Source organism: Mycobacterium scrofulaceum (assembly GCF_001667885.1).
Classification (GTDB): domain Bacteria; phylum Actinomycetota; class Actinomycetes; order Mycobacteriales; family Mycobacteriaceae; genus Mycobacterium; species Mycobacterium scrofulaceum_C.
In genome coordinates, this window is the sequence record NZ_LZJW01000012.1 from 54,617 (window position 1) to 72,219 (window position 17,603).

Sequence of the window (17,603 nt, forward strand, 5' to 3'; positions counted from 1 at the left end):
GTGTTCTCGCTAGGACGTCAGGTATTCGGGGGTGTTGACCGCGGCCGCGACCAGTTGCGGCGGGTTGCGCACCAGGGGCTGCAGCGCGTCGGCGGTCCGGTCCGACCAGTCGCCGACGCCGATCAGGTAGCCGACCGCGTCGATGCGGTCGCCGACGGCGGCGCTCTCGACGCCGGACAAATCGCCGGCCTGCGCGAGCCGGCCGGCGGCCCGCAGCCGCGCCTCGGCGCTGGCGGTGGAGAGCCACACCTGGCCCCGCGGCCAGCCGCCGACGCTCGGCGGATAGAACGGCCGCTGCCCGAGCGCGTGCAACGTCGCGTCGGCGACCTTCCGGGTGGACGGGTCGAGCGGCACCCGCAGCGCGCGCATGACGCCGACGAGCCATTCGACCGGCGGGTTGACGACGGTGGCCCGCCCGCGGACGAACTCGTCGTCAGTGAGGATCGCCCGGGTCAGCGCGCGCAGGTTCCGGCCCGGGCCGTACGCGGAGACCAGCCTGTCGAGCGCGGCGCGCGACGGCGGATCGTCGGAGGCCAGCTGTTGCCACAGCCGCCCCGCGACGTACTCCGCCGACTTCGGTTGCGCCAGCACGGCGTCGCAGAACCCGGCGGCGTCGAAGTTGCGGGTCTGCCCGAACAGCGTCTTCGCCGTGCCGTCATGGCGTTTGGGCGCCAGCGACGTGCCGCCGTCTGCGCCGATCACCCACCCCGTCAGCGCGCGGGCGCCGTTGCGCACGTCGTCCTCTGTGTAGCCGTTGCCGTGGCCGAGGGCGAACAGCTCCATGAACTCCCGCGCGAGGTTCTCATTCGGCGCCTTGGCGGTGCTGGCCTGCCCGTCCAGCCAGCGCAGCGTCGCCGCGTCGGTCAGCATCGCGTAGGCCAGGGTGCGGAAATCGCCCAGCGACAGGGTGCGCAGCTTCTGGTTCTGTGCGGCCATGTACGCCGCGACCCGGACCTTCTGCGCGGAGGTGGCAAAGTGGTTGTGCCACAACAGGGTCAGCTTCTCCCCGAGCGGCTGCCGCACGCTGAGCATGCGGCGCAGCCACCAGTCGGACAGCGCGCGCTGCTGATCGGAGAGGTCCTGGTTGTATTGCTTGCGGGCCGCGGGCGCGGCGCCCTTTCCGGGCGGTCGGGGCGGCGGCAACGTCGGCATCGGGCTCGCGACCGCTCCCGGGTCGGCGTCGGGATCCGCGGCCAGCATGGTGTCGACGTAACCGGGCCAGTCGCCGGCCAGCACGGCGTCCACCTCGGGTCCGGTCACCCCGAACCCGGCTCGCCGCAGTGCGCGGGCCGTGGTGACCCATGCGGTGGACTGCCCAGGCATGCGTCAACTCTGCGGCATGGACCTATGTTTTCCCTGTGGATCGCCGCACACGCCGCCCGTCGGTGCGGTGCGATCCTGCCCGGCATGGAACAACCCTTCATCGGCAGCGAGGCCCTGCGGTCACGCGCGGTGAGCCGCCACGAACTGCGGGCGCGTTATCGCGCCGTCCTGCCCAACGTCTACGTATCCAGCGACGCCCATCTCTCGCTGGAGCTGCGCATCCGCGCGGCCTGGCTGTGGTCGGGACGCCGGGCGACGGTGGTCGGGGCGGCCGCCGCCAGACTGCATGGGGCCGAATGGATTCCCGACGATGTGCCCGTCGAGCTCCACCACGCAAACACCCGACCGCCGCGCGGCGTGCTGACGCGGCGCGGTGCGCTGCTGGACGCTGAGACGCAGATCATCGGCGGCTACCCGGTGACCACGCCCGAGCGCACCGCCTTCGACATCGGCCGGGGCGGCGCGGTGCGCTCGGCCGTGGCGCGGCTGGACGCGCTGGCCCGGGCGACGGGTTTCAAGGTCGACGACGTGCTGCGCGTCGCGCGGTGTCATCCCGGCTCACCCGGCCTGCGGCGGCTGGAAGCCGCGCTGGACCTCGTCGACCCGGGTGCCCAGTCGCCCAGGGAGAGCTACCTGCGGCTGCTCCTGATCGACGCGGGCCTGCCCCGGCCGCGGACCCAGCTACCCGTGCTGGGCGACGACGGGATCCCGGTCGCCTTCCTGGACTTGGGCTGGGAGGACGCGATGGTCGCCGTCGAGTACGACGGCGACCAACACCGCACCGATCGGCGGCAATATGTGAAGGACATTCGGCGCGCCGAGATGCTCGAGGAGTTGGGCTGGATCGTCGTCCGGGTGGTTGCCGAGGACCGGCCGGCCGCCATCGTGCGCCGGGTGCGGGCGGCGTTGACGAAATCGGCAGTGAATCCTCGGCATCGAGCGTGATCTGGTGGTTGGGTTTGTCGGCGTGTCGCCGCCAAGGATTCACACGCGACGCGCGACACGCGACTCGACGCGACGCGCGACGGACCCCGGAAAGCCGAGACGCTAGAACGTGCTCGTCGGGCGCACCCTGTTCGCCATGTCCACCAGCGCGTAGCGGTGGCGTTGGGTGGGTGCGACGCGGGCCAGGTTGCGCAGCGCGGCCTCGACGCCGAGCCGCAACCCGTGCTCGGTGAACGGAAAACCCAGGATGTGATTGGTGCTGGCCTTGTTGTCCTCCAGCCAATCCATCGCGCAGCCCAGCACCAGCGCGCGGATCTGCAACACGCGCGGCTCGGTCGGCGGCAGCGCCTCCACGCGCCGGGCGGCGTCGCGGATGTCCTCCTCGGTGATCTCGCTCTTCGAGCGCCCCGACAGCAGGGTCACCGCACTCGTCAGCCGCGCGGTGGTGAAATGCCTTGAGGTGGGCGGCACCTCGTCCAGCGTGCGCACCGCGCCGGCGCGATCGCCCTCGGCGGACAGCCATCTGGCCAACCCGAAAGCCGCCGAGATCACCCCGTCGTTGGTCTTCCACACCGTCTGGTAATACTTCTGCTCGTCGACGTCGCCGGCCAGTTCGGCGGTGGCGGCCAACGCCAGTTTGGGCGCCAGCTCGCCGGGGAAGGTGTCCAGCACCTCGGTGAAATGCGTTGTGGCGGAATCATAGTCGCCAGTGAGCAGCTCGGCGACGGCCTTGTACCAGACCAGCCGCCATTGCCAGCCCACCCGCTCGGCCAGGTCGTCGAGCTTCCGGGTGGCCTTGGCCACGTCGCCCAGGTCCAGCAGCGCGCGGACCTCCATCAGCGGCAACTCGGTCGACTCGGACACCTCGACGCCGTCGGCGTCCAGCGTGCCGTGGCGGGCCGCGCGCAACGAGTCCAGGGTCTGCACCGGCTGGGACAGCACCGTCGCCTGCAGCACCGGGGCGGCGACGTCGGCCGGGTCCACCAGGGGCACCTGCAGCGCCGTCACGATCTCGCGGGCCGTCAACCGTTCCGAGTGGACCTGGCCATCGAGGTAGACGTCGGTGTGCGCGACCAGCAGGTCCACCCCGAACGTCGAGCGGCTCGGGCTGAAAATCGTCGACAGGCCCGGGCGCGGCACGCCGGTGTCCTGGGCGACGACCTCCCGCAGCACGCCCATCAGCTGGGCGGACAGCTCCTCGGTGCTGGCGAACCGGCGCCGCGGGTCGGGGTCGGTCGCGCGGCGCAGCAGCCGGCGGTACGAGTCGTACGTCTTCAGCACCGGGTCGTCTTCGGGCAGGCCGTCGACGTAGCGGCCGTTGCGGGTCGGCATGTTCACCGTCAGCGCGGCCAGCGTGCGCCCCACGGTGTAGATGTCGGTGGCCACCGTCGGTCCGGTCCGCACGATCTCCGGCGCCTGGAACCCCGGCGTGCCGTAGAGGTAGCCGAACGAGTTGACCCGCGACACCGCGCCGAGGTCGATCAACTTCAGCTGCTCCTCGGTGAGCATGATGTTCTCCGGCTTGAGGTCGTTGTAGACCAGGCCGATCGAGTGCAGATAGGTCAGGGCCGGCAGGATCTCCAGCAGGTAGGCGATGGCCTCGGAGACGGGCAGCTTCTTGTCCTTGCCGTGCTTGAGCGGCTGCCCGCCGATGTACTCCATGACGATGTAGCCGACCGGGTTGCCGCCGCGGTCCTTGTGCTCGACGAAGTTGAAGATCTGCACGATCTGCGGGTGAACCACCTCGGCCAGGAACTGCCGCTCGGCCATCGCGATCGCCTGCGCCTCGGCGTCACCGGAGTGCACCAAACCCTTGAGCACCACCGGGCGGTCGTTGACGTTGTGGTCGACCGCCAGATACACCCAGCCCAGGCCGCCGTGCGCGATGCAGCCCTTGACCTCGTACTGGTTGGCGACGATGTCGCCCGGATTCAGTTGCGGCAGAAACGAATACGCGCTGCCGCAGGCGGGGCACCAGCCCTCCGACTTGCCCTTGCCCTCCTTGCCGGAGCGGCCTACCGGTTTGCCGCAGTTCCAGCAGAACCGCTTGCCCTCCGGGACCACCGGGCTGGTCATCAGGGCCTCGAGCGGGTCGATGTCGCGCACCCGGGGGATTTCGACCAGCCCGCCACCGAGCTGCCTGACCGGTGGCAACACCCGTGTCCCCACGCTCACCCGGTCTTGCGGGTCGCTGTCCAGGGTGCCCAGCGAGATGTGCGGGAAGTCGTCGTCGTCATCGTCGAAGTCGGGCCGGAACAGCGCCTGGGTGGCCTGGATGCGCCCCGTCGCCGGGCCGCCCTGCGTGTCCGGCGGTTGGGTGCCCGGGCTCTCGTCGGCAGCGGTTTCGGGCTGCTCGATCTTCTCCGACTCGGCCATCAGTCCAGATACCTCGGCGTCGGTGGCGCCGGCGCGGGCCCCAGCACCGTCAACCATTTGCGGTACAACGTGTTCCACGTGCCGTCCCGGCGGATCCGCTCCAGGGTGCCGTTGACGAATCGGACCAGCCCGGTGTTGGTCAGGTTGACCCCGATGCCGTACGGCTGGGTGGCCATGTTGGGCCCGACGATGTGCAGGTACGGGTCCTCCTCGACCAGCCCGGCCAGGATCGAGTCGTCGGTGCTGACGGCGTCGATCTCGCGCTGCTGCATCGCCACCAGGCAGTCGGCCCAGTTGACCACCGACACGACGATCGGCGGCGGGTCGATCTGGCGGATCCGGTGCAGCGAGGTGGTGCCCTTGGCCACGCAGACCCGCTTGCCGGACAGGTCGCTCACCTTGGCGATCGGGGAATCGCGCGGGGCCAGGATGCGCTGGTTGGCGTCGAGGTAGACGGTCGAGAAGTTGACCTGCTTGCGCCGCTCACAGGTGATGGTCATGGTCTTGACCACCACGTCGACCTCGGAGTGCTGCAGGGCGGTGACGCGCTCGTCGGACGACAGGATGCGGTATTCGACGTGCGACGGGGCGCCGAAGATATCGCGGGCGATCTCCCCGGCGATGTCGACGTCGAAACCGGTGATCTCGCCGGTGATCGGGTCGCGGAAGCTGAACAGGTTGCTGCCGATGTCGAGCCCGACGATCAGCCGGCCCCGGGCGCGGATGTCGGCGACCGCGGCGTCCGCCTGGGCCTTGGTGGGGAAGGGCCGCAGGCTCGCCGTCAGGTCGCAGCTCTGGCTGGCGTCGTCGGCCGGCAGCGGCGGTTCGGGCGGCAACTGCTGCATGCCGACCGGGGTGGGCGGCGGCAGCGTCGGCACGTTGGCCATCGTCAGCGATTCCGTGTGCGAGCAGCCCGCCACCGCGGCCACCGCGGCGAGCACGGCGCCCGCCCGCCGCAACCGGCCCGGCCGCGTCGTCATCGATACTCTCTCAGCCGGGGCCACAGGCCCAGCGCCACCGCGATCGCGGCGCCGAGGCTGAGCACCACGCCGCCGACCTGCGCGCCGGACAGCCCGCTGCGCGCGCTCAGGACGTCGTTGCGCAGGTGGTTGCGGCTCTGGTCGATGGCCTTGACCAACTGGTCCTCGAGCTTGTCGAACGCCGGGGTGGAGTCGTCCTCGCTGCTACCGAGGGCCACCTGGGTGGCCGCCCGGTAGTTGCCCACCGAGATGTAGGAGTTGATCCGGTCGTTGGCCTGCCGCCAGCGCAGCAGCAGCTGGTCGGCGCCCTCCAGGTCGGGCTTGTCGACGGCGTCGCTGCGGACCATGTACTGGTCGAGCTGGGAGTGCATGGAGTCGATGCGCTGGTAGAACGACTGCTTGCGCTTCTCCTCGTCCCCGCGGCGGATCAGCGACAGCGTCTCGTCGGCGCGGGCCTGCTGGGCGGTGATCGCGACGTTGGTCACGATCCGCAGCGAGTCCGCGGCGGTGTTCTTGGCGCTACGGCTGGCGGCCGTGGAGATCGTAAGCGCAGTTCCGACCCATACCACCATGACGAGAATAGCGAGACCGCCCACGACCAGCCCCGGGTTGATCCGGCGCCGGGTGCGCCGGGCCAGCCACCGATGGGAGAAGGCGCCGAAGACCGCGGTCGCGGTGACCACCAGGATGACCGGCGCCGGAATCTGCGTGGACGCGGTGGTTTCGGCGTCCACCCGCTCCGACGTCGCCTGATACAGCTGCGCCGCGTCGGGCAGGATCGTCGACTGCATCAGCCCCGAGGCCTCCGACAGGTACGACGAACCGACCGGGTTGCCCTCCCGGTTGTTGGTGCGTGCGATTTCGATCAGGCCGGTGTAGACGGCCAGTTCGGCATTGATCCGGCCCAGCAGCTGCACCAGCGGTTCGTCGGTGAGCCCACTCGACGCGCGGGTGACCGCCACCGCCGCGTCGGTGATGGCCTGCTCGTAGCGCTGCCGCACGGGCGGCGGCTCGGCCTCGGCGATGAACGCGGTGGCCGCCGCGGCGTCGGCCACCGAGAGGGTGGTGTAGAGCCGTCCGGCGGCGAACGACAGCGGCTCGGTGTGGTTGAGCACCGTGGTCAGCACCTGCTGCCGGTGGTTGATCGTGGTCGAGGTGGCGAAGGCGCAGATGCCGCCGAGCACGGCCAGCACGATTCCGATGCTCAGGATGCGACCCGGGGTGGTGGAGATGAACCACCAGCGCGGGTGGGCTGGTTCTGCCGGCGACCGCGACCCCTGCGGTTCCGTCGACGGGTGCGCCAGCTCAACCGTCACGTCGAATCAGCCCTCATCTTTCGCGGCCCCTGGAACGCTGCACGAAACTCTATAAGCGAATTCTAAGAGGATGTTGCGGCGGATGGGTGGAGGCAGACCAATTGACCAGCCGATCACGTGCATATCCTGAACGCGTGCAGGGCGACGGTGACGGATGGGTGGTTTCCGACAGCGGCGCCCACTATTGGGGCCGGTTCGGCGCGGCGGGTCTGCTGCTGCGGGCCCCGCGGCCGGACGGCACCCCCGCGGTGCTGCTGCAGCATCGCGCGGTCTGGAGCCACCAGGGCGGCACCTGGGGTCTGCCGGGCGGCGCGCGCGACAGCCACGAGACGCCGGAGGAGACCGCCGTCCGCGAAGCGCACGAGGAGGCCGGCCTGCCGGGCGAGCTGCTGACCGTGCGGTCGACGGTGGTCACCGCCGAGGTCGCCGGGCTCGGCGGCGCGCGCTGGACCTACACCACGGTCGTCGCCGACGCGGCCGAGCAGCTGTCGACCGTGCCCAACCGGGAGAGCGCCGAGATGCGCTGGGTCGCCGAGGACGAGGTCGCCGACCTGCCGCTGCACCCCGGCTTCGCGGCGAGCTGGCAACGGCTGCGCACCGCCACGGCGCTGGTCCCGCTGGGCCAGGGCGACGAACGACGGCGTCACCTGCCACGCACGATCGAGATCGAGGCGGGCGTCTTCGTCTGGTGCATGCCGGGCCCACCGCTGCAGGCCGACGAGGCGCCGCTTCATCCGCGAATCAACTCGCTGCTGCAAGCGCTGAGCTGAGCCGCTGCGCCGCCGCGCGCGGGTCGGGGGCCGCGGTGATCGCCCGCACCACCACGATGCGCTGGGCGCCGGCGGCCAGCACCTCGGGCAGCCGCTGCTCGTCGATGCCGCCGATCGCGAACCACGGCTTGTCCCCGGCGAACCCGGCCGCCGCCCGCACCAGCCCGAGGCCGGGTGCCGTCCGGCCCGGCTTGGTGGGGGTGGGCCAGCAGGGGCCGACGCAGAAGTAGTCGGCTTCGCCCGCGGCGGCCGCGGCGGCCTGGTCGGCGTCGTGGCTGGACAGGCCCAGCAGCGTGTCGGGGCCGACGAAGTCCCGGGCCACGTCCAGCGGCAGGTCGCCCTGCCCCAGGTGCAGCACGTCGGCGCCGGCGGCGCGGGCGATGTCGGCGCGGTCGTTCACCGCGAACAGCGCGCCGTGCCGGTGGGCCGTGTCGGCCAGGATCTCGCAGGCGGCCAGCTCGTCGCGCGCCTCGAGGGGCCCGAACCGCTGCTCGCCGGGGGACCCCTTGTCGCGGAGCTGGATGATGTCGACCCCGCCGGCCAGGGCGGCGTCGGCGAACTGGGCCAGATCGCCGCGCTCGCGGCGCGCGTCGGTGCAGAGATATAGCCGCGCGGCCGCCAGCCGGGTAACTCGCTGATGCACACCGCGACGCTAGCGCGCTAGCGTGGAGGCCGAAGAACCTACAGACACGGGAGTCCCGGGAACGGGGTCTGAGAGTGGGCGCGCCGCCCTTACCGTCACACCTGATCCGGGTCATGCCGGCGAAGGGAGGCCCCTGAATGGACGGGACGCCATCGGAGCTCGGGTCGCTGGCTGTCATCGGTGGCGGCGTCATCGGCCTGGCGGTGGCGCGGCGCGCGGCGCAGGCGGGGTGGTCGGTGCGGGTGCACCGCACCGCCGACGCGGGCGCGTCGTGGGTGGCCGGCGGCATGCTGGCCCCGCACAGCGAAGGCTGGCCCGGCGAGGAACGGCTGTTGCGGCTGGGCCTCGAGTCGCTGCGGTTGTGGCGCGAGGGCGGCTTCCTCGACGGGCTGCCGCCGCAGGTGGTCACCGCCCGCGAGTCGCTGGTGGTGGCGGTCGACCGGGCTGACGTCGCGGACCTGCGCACCGTCGCCGACTGGCTGTCCGCGCAGGGGCACCCGGTGGTCTGGGAGACGGCAGCCCGGGAGCTGGAACCCCTGCTGGCGCAAGGCATCCGGCACGGCTTTCGGGCGCCCACCGAGTTGGCGGTGGACAACCGCGCGGTGCTCGAGGCCCTGTCCGCGGAGTGCGAGCGGCTCGGGGTGCGCTGGGCCCCGCCGGCGCGCGACCTGTCGGTCGACGGCGAAGCGGTCGTCATCGCCAACGGGATCGACGCCCCCGCGCTGTGGCCGGGCCTGCCGGTGCGCCCGGTCAAGGGCGAGGTGCTGCGGCTGCGCTGGCGGCGGGGGTGTATGCCGGTGCCGCAGCGCGTCATTCGCGCCCGGGTCCACGGGCGCCAGGTGTACCTCGTTCCGCGCGCCGACGGGGTGGTCGTCGGCGCCACCCAGTACGAGCACGGGCGTGACACCGCCCCGGTGGTCTCGGGGGTGCGCGACCTGCTCGACGACGCCTGCGCGGTGCTGCCGGCGCTGGGCGAATACGAGTTGGCCGAGTGCGCCGCCGGGCTGCGCCCGCTGACGCCCGACAACCTGCCGCTGGTGCACCGACTCGACCAGCGAACCCTGGTGGCCGCGGGCCACGGCCGATCCGGGTTCCTGCTGGCGCCGTGGACCGCGGAACAGATCGTGTCCGAGCTGGCCCCGGTCGGAGCCCGGTCATGATCGTCGTGGTCAACGAGCAGAAGGTCGAGGTCGACGAGGGGACCACGGTGGCGGTGCTGCTCGAGTCGCTGGGCTATCCGGACCGGGGCGTCGCGGTGGCGATGGACGACGCCGTGGTGCCCCGATCACGCTGGAGCACAACGCTTTCCGGCGGCGCCCGGCTCGAGGTGCTGACGGCGGTGCAAGGTGGCTGAGACAAAACTCACGATCGGCGATCGCAGCTTCGCCTCCCGGCTCATCATGGGCACCGGGGGAGCGACCAGCCTGGCCGCGCTACAGGAGGCGCTGGTGGCGTCGGGCACCGAGCTGACCACCGTCGCGATGCGGCGGGTCGACGTCGAGGGTGGGACCGGCCTGCTCGACCTGCTCAACCGGCTCGGCATCACGCCGCTGCCGAACACCGCGGGGTGCCGCAGCGCGGCGGAGGCGGTGCTCACCGCGCAGCTGGCCCGCGAGGCGTTGAACACCAATTGGGTCAAGCTGGAAGTGATCGCCGACGAACGCACGCTGTTGCCCGACGCGGTCGAATTGGTGCGGGCGGCAGAGCAATTGGTGGACGATGGCTTCGTCGTGCTGCCCTATACGAACGACGACCCGGTGTTGGCCCGCCGGCTCGAGGACGCCGGTTGCGCGGCGGTCATGCCCCTGGGGTCGCCGATCGGTACCGGCCTGGGCATCACCAACCCGCACAACATCGAGATGATCGTCGCCAGGGCCGGTGTCCCGGTGGTGCTCGACGCCGGCATCGGCACCGCGAGCGACGCCGCGCTGGCGATGGAGTTGGGTTGCGACGCGGTGCTTTTGGCCACCGCGGTGACCCGGGCCGCCGATCCGGCGGCGATGGCGGCGGCGATGGCCGCCGCCGTCACCGCCGGTTATCTGGCCCGCCGTGCGGGGCGGATTCCCAAGCGTTTCTGGGCGCAGGCATCCAGCCCCCAGCGATGAAACGGTACGTGGCGCTGGGCAGTTCGATGGCCGCCGGCCCGGGCATCCGGCCGCGTGCGGCGGGCGCTCCCTGGGGCTCGGGCCGGTCGGCGCGCAACTACCCGCACCTCCTCGCGCGGCGGTGCGACCTCGACCTGGTAGACGTCACCTTTTCCGGCGCGACCACCGCCCACGTGCTCGCCGATCGGCAACGGGGCGCACCGCCCCAGATCTCCGCCCTGGACGGCTCGGAAAGCCTGGTGACCATCACGATCGGCGGCAACGACGTCGGCTACATTCCGCTGCTGATGGCCGCCTCGGTGCCCCGCCCCGTGCGCCGGCTGCCTCTGCTGGGTGCCCGCATTTCCGCACTGCTGGACCGCGATGCGCGGATCGAGGCGCTCGACGCGGTGTTCGAATCGTTGTGCGCGGTCGGTCACGCGGTGCGCGAGCGCGCACCGAGAGCCCGGGTCCTCTTCGTCGACTACCTGACCGTCCTGCCGCCCGCGGGCACGCCGGCCGCCCCGCTCTCGCCGGCCGACGTCGAGCTCGGCCGCCACGTGGCCGCGACGCTGGAGCGGCTCACGGCCGACGCGGCGATGGCGACGGGCTGCGAGATCGTCGGGGCCGCGGCGGCCAGCCGCGAACATCACGCGTGGTCGGGCGACCCCTGGACCACGAGACCCGGTGTGCCGCTGCCGGGCCGGGTGGCGCCGTTGCACCCGAACGCGGCAGGCATGCGCGCGGTGGCCGAGCTGATATCCGCGCTGTGGTGACGGATCAGCCGTTCGTGCGCCACCACTGGTAGAGGGCGTTGACGTCGGAGTTGGCCGCGGTGAGGTGGCCCAACACGTTCTTGGCGTCGGTGGTCCAGGTCAACGTCGCGTAGTTCTTGTAGGTGCCGCAGGCGATCTGGCCGCCCGTCTGGCCGTTCTGCTTCCAGGTTCCCGGTGACTGTCCGGCATCCCCGCAAGCGGCCAGGGACACGTCCTTGATGGTGGAGCTGAACGCGGCGCTCAAATTCGTGCCGTTGGAGAAGAGGGCGTAAACGCCGGAGCCCGGTCCGCTGGGGTCGGGGCTCTGCCCGCACAGAAGCTCGGCCAGTTCGCCGGATTCGGTCAGCTCCTGCGGCTTGCAGTTGTTGAGCCCGTAGCCCTTCGACAGGTTGGCGGCCAGCGTGTTCATGTCGGCGGCGCTGCCGGTGTTGGGTTCCGCCACCGCGATGGCGCTACCCGCGAAAGCCAGACATCCGGTGAAAGCTGCGGCCGACGCGGCTCGCAGCGCGGTGGTGAGATGTGACATTGTGGTTGCCTCCCTGCGGTTGTTGGATGGGTGATGCGGAAATCTGTTGCCCCCCAACAAGATGTCAGCCGTTAGCTCGCCACCACTGATACAGCGCCGCGGCGTCGGTGTTCGGCCCACGGATGTAGCTCAAGGTGTTCTTGGAGTCGGTGGTCCAGATGATCTCGGCGGCGTTCTGATACGTTCCGCAGGCCACCTGTCCGGCATTGCCGTTGCTGCCCTGGTGCCAGCTGGTGGGCGACTGGCCGCTGTCGCCGCACGTGCTCAGCACGTCGTCTTTGATGCTCGCCTTGAAGGAGCCGACCAAATTTTCGCCGTTGTTGAACAGGATGTACTTGGCCTGGACGGGTCCGGCCGGGTCGGGACTCTGCCCGCAGGCTAGCGACGCCAGTTCGCCGGTGGTGATGCTCTGGGCCGTGCAATTGTTCAGGCCGTAGCCCTTTGACAGTGATGCCGCAAGCGTGTTGATGTCCGACGCGTTACCGGTGTTCGCGGGATCCGCGGTAGCGGTGACCGCGCCGGCTAGGGCGGAGCCGCCCGCGAGCGCCGCGGCCGCGACGGCTCGCAACGCGTTACTGAGATAGGACATCCCACGGCTCCTCGGCGGTTGTCGAACCGGCGTCGGTCACCGGTAAAACATGCTTCCGCTAAGTAGGGATCGTAGGGCTATGTCGTGACAAAGCAACACATTCCGCCGGCAATTGTCTGTCTGGGCATCTTTCCAGGTGGCGCAGGTCGGCGGGCGGCTTGCTCGGTAATCTGAAAGCCGCTGCAGGTCAACGCGTTTCGCGCAGGCACTACCCATCGGCCTTGAGGGGCGGAATGGGCGAGCAGGAGAACGGAGACTGAACTCCGCGCGACCGCCGCGACGCACGTCAGCGGGTCAAAAGGGGATTTTCAAATTGCTGGTGCCGCCGCGACTGTGCTCAGGTATGGTTAGCACCGTTTCACGCCAGCTAACTTCTCGGGACTGGAGAATCCATGACACAACCACCGGCACCGCCCCCTCCGCCGCCTGGTTACCCACCGCAGCAGCCCGCCGGGCAACCGCCGAATAACTATTTGGTGTGGTCCATCCTGGTGACCCTGTTCTGCTGTCTGCCGTTCGGGATCGTGGCGATCGTCAAATCCAGCCAGGTGAACGGGCTCTGGGCGCAGGGCCGTTATGCCGAGGCGCAGGCGTCCGCCGAAAGCGCCAAGAAATGGGTGATCTGGTCGGCGGTCATCGGTGTCGTCGTGGGCATCATCTACGGCATCCTGATGGCGGTCGGCGCGCTGAACACGAACACCAACGCGGCACTTGCCGCGATGTTCTGAGTCCGGCTCGCTATCATGGTGACCCGTCAAGGGTCGGCGTCACTGAGTCTGGGCGCGCCACTGCTGGTAGCCGCGTCCACGACGCTGGTGTGCGCCGCCATCTGGGCGGGTGACCCGACCACTCCCAACGGTCCGCTGCCGGTGTGTCCCACCAAGGCGCTGTTGGGTATCGACTGTCCGGGATGCGGCAGCCTGCGCATGCTGTATTCCCTGATGCACGGCAACATCACGGCGGCCGCCAGGTTCAACGCATTGGGCCTGGCGGCTGTCGTGCTCTTGGTCTGGGCGTACCTCGCCTGGACTTACGGACGAATGACGGGCAGGCGGATCCGCAGCTGGCAACACACTCGCTGGTCCGCCGTGGTGGCCATGGTGTTGGTCGGGGCGTGGTTTGTGGTGCGCAACATCCCCTTTGCACCGTTCAACGCCCTGTACGTCTGATACGGCCGTGTCCTGATCCCGGCCGGTCGGGCCGCGGTCTAACCTGGGGCGCGATGGTGAACAAATTCACGACGGTCCCCGCGGCGCTCGTCGTGGTCGCCCTGACCGCATTCTCGACCGGCTGCTTCCACAAGTCGGCCAACTCGCAACAGGGAACGGGCGACCCGGCCGCGGCGGCCCAGTTCGCCAGCGCCTTGCATGACAAGGTGACGAGCGACGCGATGATGGTGCACCTGGCAAAGCTCCAGAACATTGCCAACGCGAACAACGGCACCCGCGCGGTGGGCACCCCGGGTTATGAAGCCAGCGTCGATTACGTGGTAAACACGTTGCGCGGCAGCGGCTTCGACGTCCAGACCCCCGAATTCTCGGCGCGCGTGTTCCACGGCGACAAGCCCGAGGTGACCGTCGGCGGTAAGCCGGTGGAGGCGCACGCGCTCGACTTCAGTCTCGGCACCCCGCCAGGCGGGGTGAGCGGGCCGCTGGTGGCCGTGCCGGCCAGCAACGGACCCGGCTGCGCTCCCGCGGATTACGGCAGCCTGCCGGTGCAGGGAGCCGTGGTCCTGGTGGACCGCGGCGGTTGCCCCTTCGCTCAAAAGGAAGACGCCGCGGCGCAGCGCGGGGCGGTCGCGATGCTCGTCGCCGACAACGTCGACGAGCAACAGATGGGCGGCACCCTGGGGCCGGACACCAACGTCAAGATCCCGGTGGTGAGCGTGACCAAGTCGGTCGGCGTGCAATTGCGCACCCAGCCGGGCCCCGTCGTCATCAAGCTGAACGCGAGTGTCCAGAGCTTCAAGGCCCGCAACGTGATCGCCCAGACCAAAACCGGATCGACCACAAACGTGGTGATGGCCGGCGCGCACCTGGACAGCGTGCCGGAAGGCCCGGGCATCAACGACAACGGTTCGGGCGTGGCCGCGATCTTGGAAACCGCGTTGCGGCTGGGCAATTCGCCGCCGGTGCGCAACGCCGTGCGGTTCGGGTTCTGGGGCGCGGAAGAACTGGGGCTGATCGGATCCCGCAATTACGTCGAGTCGCTGGACTTGACCGGGCTCAAAAGCATTGCGCTGTATCTGAACTTCGACATGCTCGCGTCGCCCAACCCCGGTTACTTCACCTACGACGGGGACCAATCGCTGCCGGCGGACGTTCGCGGGCAGCCGGTGGTGCCGGAGGGATCGGCCGGCATCGAGCGCACGCTGGTCGCCTACCTGAAATCCGCCGGAAAGACCGCGCAGGACACCTCGTTCGACGGCCGTTCGGACTACGACGGATTCACCCTGGCGGGCGTCCCCGCCGGCGGCCTGTTCTCCGGCGCCGAGGCGAAGATGTCCGCGGACCAGGCCAAGCTGTGGGGCGGGGCCGCGGACCAGCCCTTCGACCCCAATTATCACCAGAAGACGGATACCCTCGACCACATCGACCGGACCGCGCTGGGCATCAACGGCGGTGGCGTCGCCTACGCGGTGGGCCTCTACGCGCAGGACCTCGGCGGCCACAACGGGGTGCCGACGATGGACGACCGCACGCGTCACGTGCTAACGAAGCCATGACCCGCCGGCTGGGCGCGGCGATGCTGTCGGCGACCGTGCTGCTGGCGGCCTGCACCTCGGCGCGGCCGGGATCACCGACCGCCGCACCGGATCTGGCGCACGGCCTGGCCGGCAAGGTGACCGCCGACGCGATGTTCAGACACCTGCACGCGCTGCAGAACATCGCCGGCGCGAACAAGGGAAACCGGGCCGACGGCACGCCGGGTTATGACGCCAGCGTCGACTACGTCGCTAAAGCGCTCCGCGACAAGGGTTTCGACGTACTGACTCCTCAGTTCGACCGGATCTACACCGTCTCCCCGGGCAGGCCGTCGATGACGGTGGCCGGCCGCAGCTACAGCGTCGACCAGGCCTCGCTGCTCGTCCAGACACCACCCGGTGGCCTGACCGGGCAGCCGGTCCGGCCCACGCAACCGTCGGGCTGCGCGGCAGGCGATTATCCGGCCGTGCTGCCCAAGGGTTCGATCGCCGTCGTCGACGACACGCGTTGTTCGGTGGTCGACAAGCAGAACAGCGCGGTGGCCAAGGGCGCCGCCGCGCTCGTCGTGCTCAGCGCGCCCGCCGGGCAGGGCGCCCCGCCCACCTTGTTCACCCCCGGCTACTTCAAGCAGCTGACCGTCCCGGTTGCGGTCGCCAATCCCGCCACGGCGACCGCGCTCGCCGGCGCGGCCGCACCCATCCGCCTGGTGCTGGACGCCCAAAACACCAAGATCACCTCGCGAAACGTGTTGGCGCAGACCAAGACCGGCTCGCCGCACGACGTGATCGTGGTGGGCGCGCACCTCGACAGTCCCCGCGGCGGCCCGGGCATCAACGACGACGGCACCGGGGTGGCCGCGGTGCTGGAGACGGCGCTGCAACTGGGTCCCCTGGCGCCGTTGAACAACGCGGTGCGGTTCGCGTTCTGGGGCGCCGACGAGGACGGTCTCAACGGCGTCATGGATTACGTGTTCGGCTTGAACGGCGATCAGCTCAATGACATCGCGATGTACCTCAACTTCACCACGTTGGGTTCGCCCAACGCCGGCTTCTTCACCGAAGACGGTGATCAGTCCGGTCCGCCGTCACCCGGGGTGACTTACGCCGACGTCCCCGACGGGTCGGCCGGCATCGAGCGCACCCTGGCCGGCTACCTCAACCTGGCCGGGAAGCGGCCCGCTGACATGCCGCTGAACACGCTCGCCGACTATCACCCCTTCATGATCGCGGGCGTGCCGATCGGCGGCATGACGGCCGGGGCCTCGCAACCGAAGACCACGGTGCAGGCGCGGCTGTGGGGCGGGCAAGCCGGTGCCCCGTTCGACCCCAACTACCAAGGCCCACGCGAGACGGTCGATACGATCAACCGAGACGCGTTGGCCATCATGGGTTCTGGCGTCGGATACGCCGTGGGCAGCTACGCGGAGTCCATCAGCGGCGTCAACGGCGTGCCACCGCACGACAAGCGGCACCGCACCCGGGTGCCATAACCGCTGCTCGGCGGTTTGTCGGAGGGCACGTCTACACTCGAACGCATGTTCGATACACGGCTGCACGAGTACTGGGAGCCTCCGCGGTGCGAGCGGTCGCGCGCGCTGCTCGAGCGGATGTGCGCGTCGTGGCGGGTGGAGGCGCAGGTGGTCGCGGGCCGGCTGGACGCGGTCGGGGAGCTGTTCGAGCTGCGCCGGGCCCAGCGCGGTGAGGAGCCGGATTGGGCGGTGGATACCTGGGCGGCGGTGGGGGCCGAGGTGGCCGCGGCGTTTCGGGTGAGCCTGGCGATGTCCGGCAGCTTCATGCGTTATGCGCTGGCGATGCGTGACCGGCTGCCGCGGGTGGCGGAGGTGTTCCGCGCGGGCGACATCAGCTACCGGCTGTTCCAGACGATCGTGTACCGCACCGATTTGATCACCGACGCCGCCGCGTTGGCCGCCGTCGACACCGAGCTGGCGGTGCGTGCGGCGCGGTGGCCCTCTATGACCCGGGGCCGGTTGGCGGGCGAGGTGGACAAGATCGTGGCGAAGGCCGACGTCGATGCGGTGCGCCGCCGTGACCAGTCGCAGGCCGAGCGGTGGGTCGGGGTCGAGGATCTCGAGGGCGGCATGTCCGAAATCCGCGGCAGCCTGTTCAGTCCCGACGCCCACGCGCTGGACCGGCGGCTGGATGCGTTGGCAGCCACGGTGTGTGAGCATGACCCGCGCAGCGTCGACCAGCGGCGTGCCGACGCGCTGGGCGTGCTGGCCGCCGGCGCGGACCGGCTGGGCTGCCGCTGCGGGCTGCCCGACTGCACGGCCGGAAAGCGGCCCAGCGCAACGCCTGTCGTCATTCATGTGATCGCCGAGCAGGCCAGCGTCGAGGGCGCCGGGTCCGCTCCGGCATCGGAGGTGGGCGCTGACGCGCTGATCACCGCCGAGGTGGTGGCCGAGTTGGCCGGCACGGCCAAGCTGGTGCCCTTGGCCGTCCCGGACGACGCCGAGCCGCGCTACACCCCGTCGACCAGGCTGGCCGATTTCGTGCGGTGCCGGGATCTGACGTGCCGGGCGCCGGGGTGTGATCGCCCGGCCGTCGACTGCG

At 70.4% G+C, this 17,603-nt stretch carries 18 protein-coding genes and 1 riboswitch; of the genes, 11 read left to right on the forward strand and 7 right to left on the reverse strand.

Going from position 1 to position 17,603, the window contains the following annotated elements:
* Positions 1 to 9: 9 nt before the first annotated feature.
* Positions 10 to 1,323 (reverse strand): DUF1800 domain-containing protein, encoded by a 1,314-nt coding sequence (locus A5681_RS01140; protein WP_067268749.1) that lies wholly within the window; start codon positions 1,321 to 1,323, stop codon positions 10 to 12.
* An 84-nt stretch (positions 1,324 to 1,407) separates the two neighbouring features.
* Between A5681_RS01140 and A5681_RS01145 the strand changes: the two genes are divergently transcribed.
* Complete coding sequence (locus A5681_RS01145; RefSeq protein WP_067268771.1) at positions 1,408 to 2,268, forward strand: DUF559 domain-containing protein; 861 nt, start codon at positions 1,408 to 1,410, stop codon at positions 2,266 to 2,268.
* A gap of 102 nt (positions 2,269 to 2,370) precedes the next feature.
* Here A5681_RS01145 and A5681_RS01150 read toward each other — a convergent pair whose 3' ends face one another.
* Genes A5681_RS01150 through glnX form a run of 3 tightly spaced genes read right to left on the reverse strand, consistent with a single transcriptional unit; the run spans position 2,371 to position 6,940 of the window.
* Positions 2,371 to 4,644 carry a serine/threonine-protein kinase PknG gene (locus tag A5681_RS01150; RefSeq protein WP_067268750.1) on the reverse strand — a complete coding sequence of 758 codons (2,274 nt, stop codon included), beginning with the start codon at positions 4,642 to 4,644 and terminating at the stop codon, positions 2,371 to 2,373.
* Positions 4,644 to 5,624, reverse strand: a complete 981-nt coding sequence (locus A5681_RS01155; RefSeq protein WP_067268751.1) for a glutamate ABC transporter substrate-binding protein — start codon at positions 5,622 to 5,624, stop codon at positions 4,644 to 4,646. Before A5681_RS01155 ends, A5681_RS01150 begins: the two co-directional genes overlap by 1 nt.
* Positions 5,621 to 6,940 carry a protein kinase G-activating protein GlnX gene (gene glnX, locus A5681_RS01160; RefSeq protein ID WP_067268752.1) on the reverse strand — a complete coding sequence of 440 codons (1,320 nt, stop codon included), beginning with the start codon at positions 6,938 to 6,940 and terminating at the stop codon, positions 5,621 to 5,623. Before glnX ends, A5681_RS01155 begins: the two co-directional genes overlap by 4 nt.
* Positions 6,941 to 7,074: 134 nt before the next feature.
* Here glnX and A5681_RS01165 point away from each other — a divergent pair, with 134 nt between their 5' ends.
* Complete coding sequence (locus tag A5681_RS01165) at positions 7,075 to 7,710, forward strand: NUDIX hydrolase (protein ID WP_067268753.1); 636 nt, start codon at positions 7,075 to 7,077, stop codon at positions 7,708 to 7,710.
* On the opposite strand, the gene thiE is transcribed toward A5681_RS01165, so the two are convergent.
* Entirely contained in the window at positions 7,682 to 8,353 is a 672-nt protein-coding gene (gene thiE, locus A5681_RS01170) for a thiamine phosphate synthase (RefSeq protein ID WP_067268754.1), read from the reverse strand. The two genes, A5681_RS01165 and thiE, sit on opposite strands and share 29 nt — an antisense overlap.
* 36 nt (positions 8,354 to 8,389) lie before the next feature.
* A riboswitch (TPP riboswitch) is annotated at positions 8,390 to 8,498 on the forward strand.
* Here thiE and thiO point away from each other — a divergent pair.
* The 4 genes from thiO to A5681_RS01190 all read left to right on the forward strand — a co-directional run bounded on the left by thiO (position 8,491) and on the right by A5681_RS01190 (position 11,213).
* Positions 8,491 to 9,513 (forward strand): glycine oxidase ThiO, encoded by a 1,023-nt coding sequence (gene thiO / locus A5681_RS01175; protein ID WP_067268755.1) that lies wholly within the window; start codon positions 8,491 to 8,493, stop codon positions 9,511 to 9,513. It overlaps the preceding riboswitch by 8 nt.
* Complete coding sequence (thiS, locus tag A5681_RS01180) at positions 9,510 to 9,707, forward strand: sulfur carrier protein ThiS (protein WP_067268756.1); 198 nt, start codon at positions 9,510 to 9,512, stop codon at positions 9,705 to 9,707. The genes thiO and thiS overlap by 4 nt, the downstream gene beginning before the upstream one ends.
* Complete coding sequence (locus A5681_RS01185) at positions 9,700 to 10,458, forward strand: thiazole synthase (RefSeq protein ID WP_067268757.1); 759 nt, start codon at positions 9,700 to 9,702, stop codon at positions 10,456 to 10,458. Before thiS ends, A5681_RS01185 begins: the two co-directional genes overlap by 8 nt.
* Positions 10,455 to 11,213: an SGNH/GDSL hydrolase family protein gene (locus A5681_RS01190; RefSeq protein WP_067268758.1), complete on the forward strand. Its 759-nt coding sequence runs from the start codon at positions 10,455 to 10,457 to the stop codon at positions 11,211 to 11,213. Before A5681_RS01185 ends, A5681_RS01190 begins: the two co-directional genes overlap by 4 nt.
* Before the next feature lie 4 nt (positions 11,214 to 11,217).
* Here A5681_RS01190 and A5681_RS01195 read toward each other — a convergent pair whose 3' ends face one another.
* Both A5681_RS01195 and A5681_RS01200 read right to left on the reverse strand, forming a co-directional pair.
* Positions 11,218 to 11,739 (reverse strand): serine/threonine protein kinase, encoded by a 522-nt coding sequence (locus tag A5681_RS01195; RefSeq protein ID WP_067268759.1) that lies wholly within the window; start codon positions 11,737 to 11,739, stop codon positions 11,218 to 11,220.
* Between the two features lie 64 nt (positions 11,740 to 11,803).
* Positions 11,804 to 12,328, reverse strand: a complete 525-nt coding sequence (locus A5681_RS01200) for a serine/threonine protein kinase (RefSeq protein WP_067268760.1) — start codon at positions 12,326 to 12,328, stop codon at positions 11,804 to 11,806.
* A 392-nt stretch (positions 12,329 to 12,720) separates the two neighbouring features.
* Between A5681_RS01200 and A5681_RS01205 the strand changes: the two genes are divergently transcribed.
* From A5681_RS01205 to A5681_RS01225, 5 genes are all read left to right on the forward strand, one after another.
* On the forward strand, positions 12,721 to 13,056 hold the full coding sequence (locus tag A5681_RS01205; RefSeq protein WP_067268761.1) for a CD225/dispanin family protein: 336 nt from the start codon (positions 12,721 to 12,723) through the stop codon (positions 13,054 to 13,056).
* Positions 13,057 to 13,071: 15 nt separating this feature from the next.
* Positions 13,072 to 13,497: a DUF2752 domain-containing protein gene (locus A5681_RS01210; protein ID WP_067268762.1), complete on the forward strand. Its 426-nt coding sequence runs from the start codon at positions 13,072 to 13,074 to the stop codon at positions 13,495 to 13,497.
* A gap of 53 nt (positions 13,498 to 13,550) precedes the next feature.
* Positions 13,551 to 15,053, forward strand: coding sequence for a M28 family metallopeptidase (locus A5681_RS01215; RefSeq protein WP_067268763.1), 1,503 nt, complete (start codon positions 13,551 to 13,553; stop codon positions 15,051 to 15,053).
* Positions 15,050 to 16,522 (forward strand): M28 family peptidase, encoded by a 1,473-nt coding sequence (locus A5681_RS01220; RefSeq protein ID WP_067268764.1) that lies wholly within the window; start codon positions 15,050 to 15,052, stop codon positions 16,520 to 16,522. The genes A5681_RS01215 and A5681_RS01220 overlap by 4 nt, the downstream gene beginning before the upstream one ends.
* Before the next feature lie 45 nt (positions 16,523 to 16,567).
* A partial coding sequence (locus A5681_RS01225; protein ID WP_067268765.1) for a 13E12 repeat family protein occupies positions 16,568 to 17,603 on the forward strand: 1,036 nt, incomplete at its 3' end.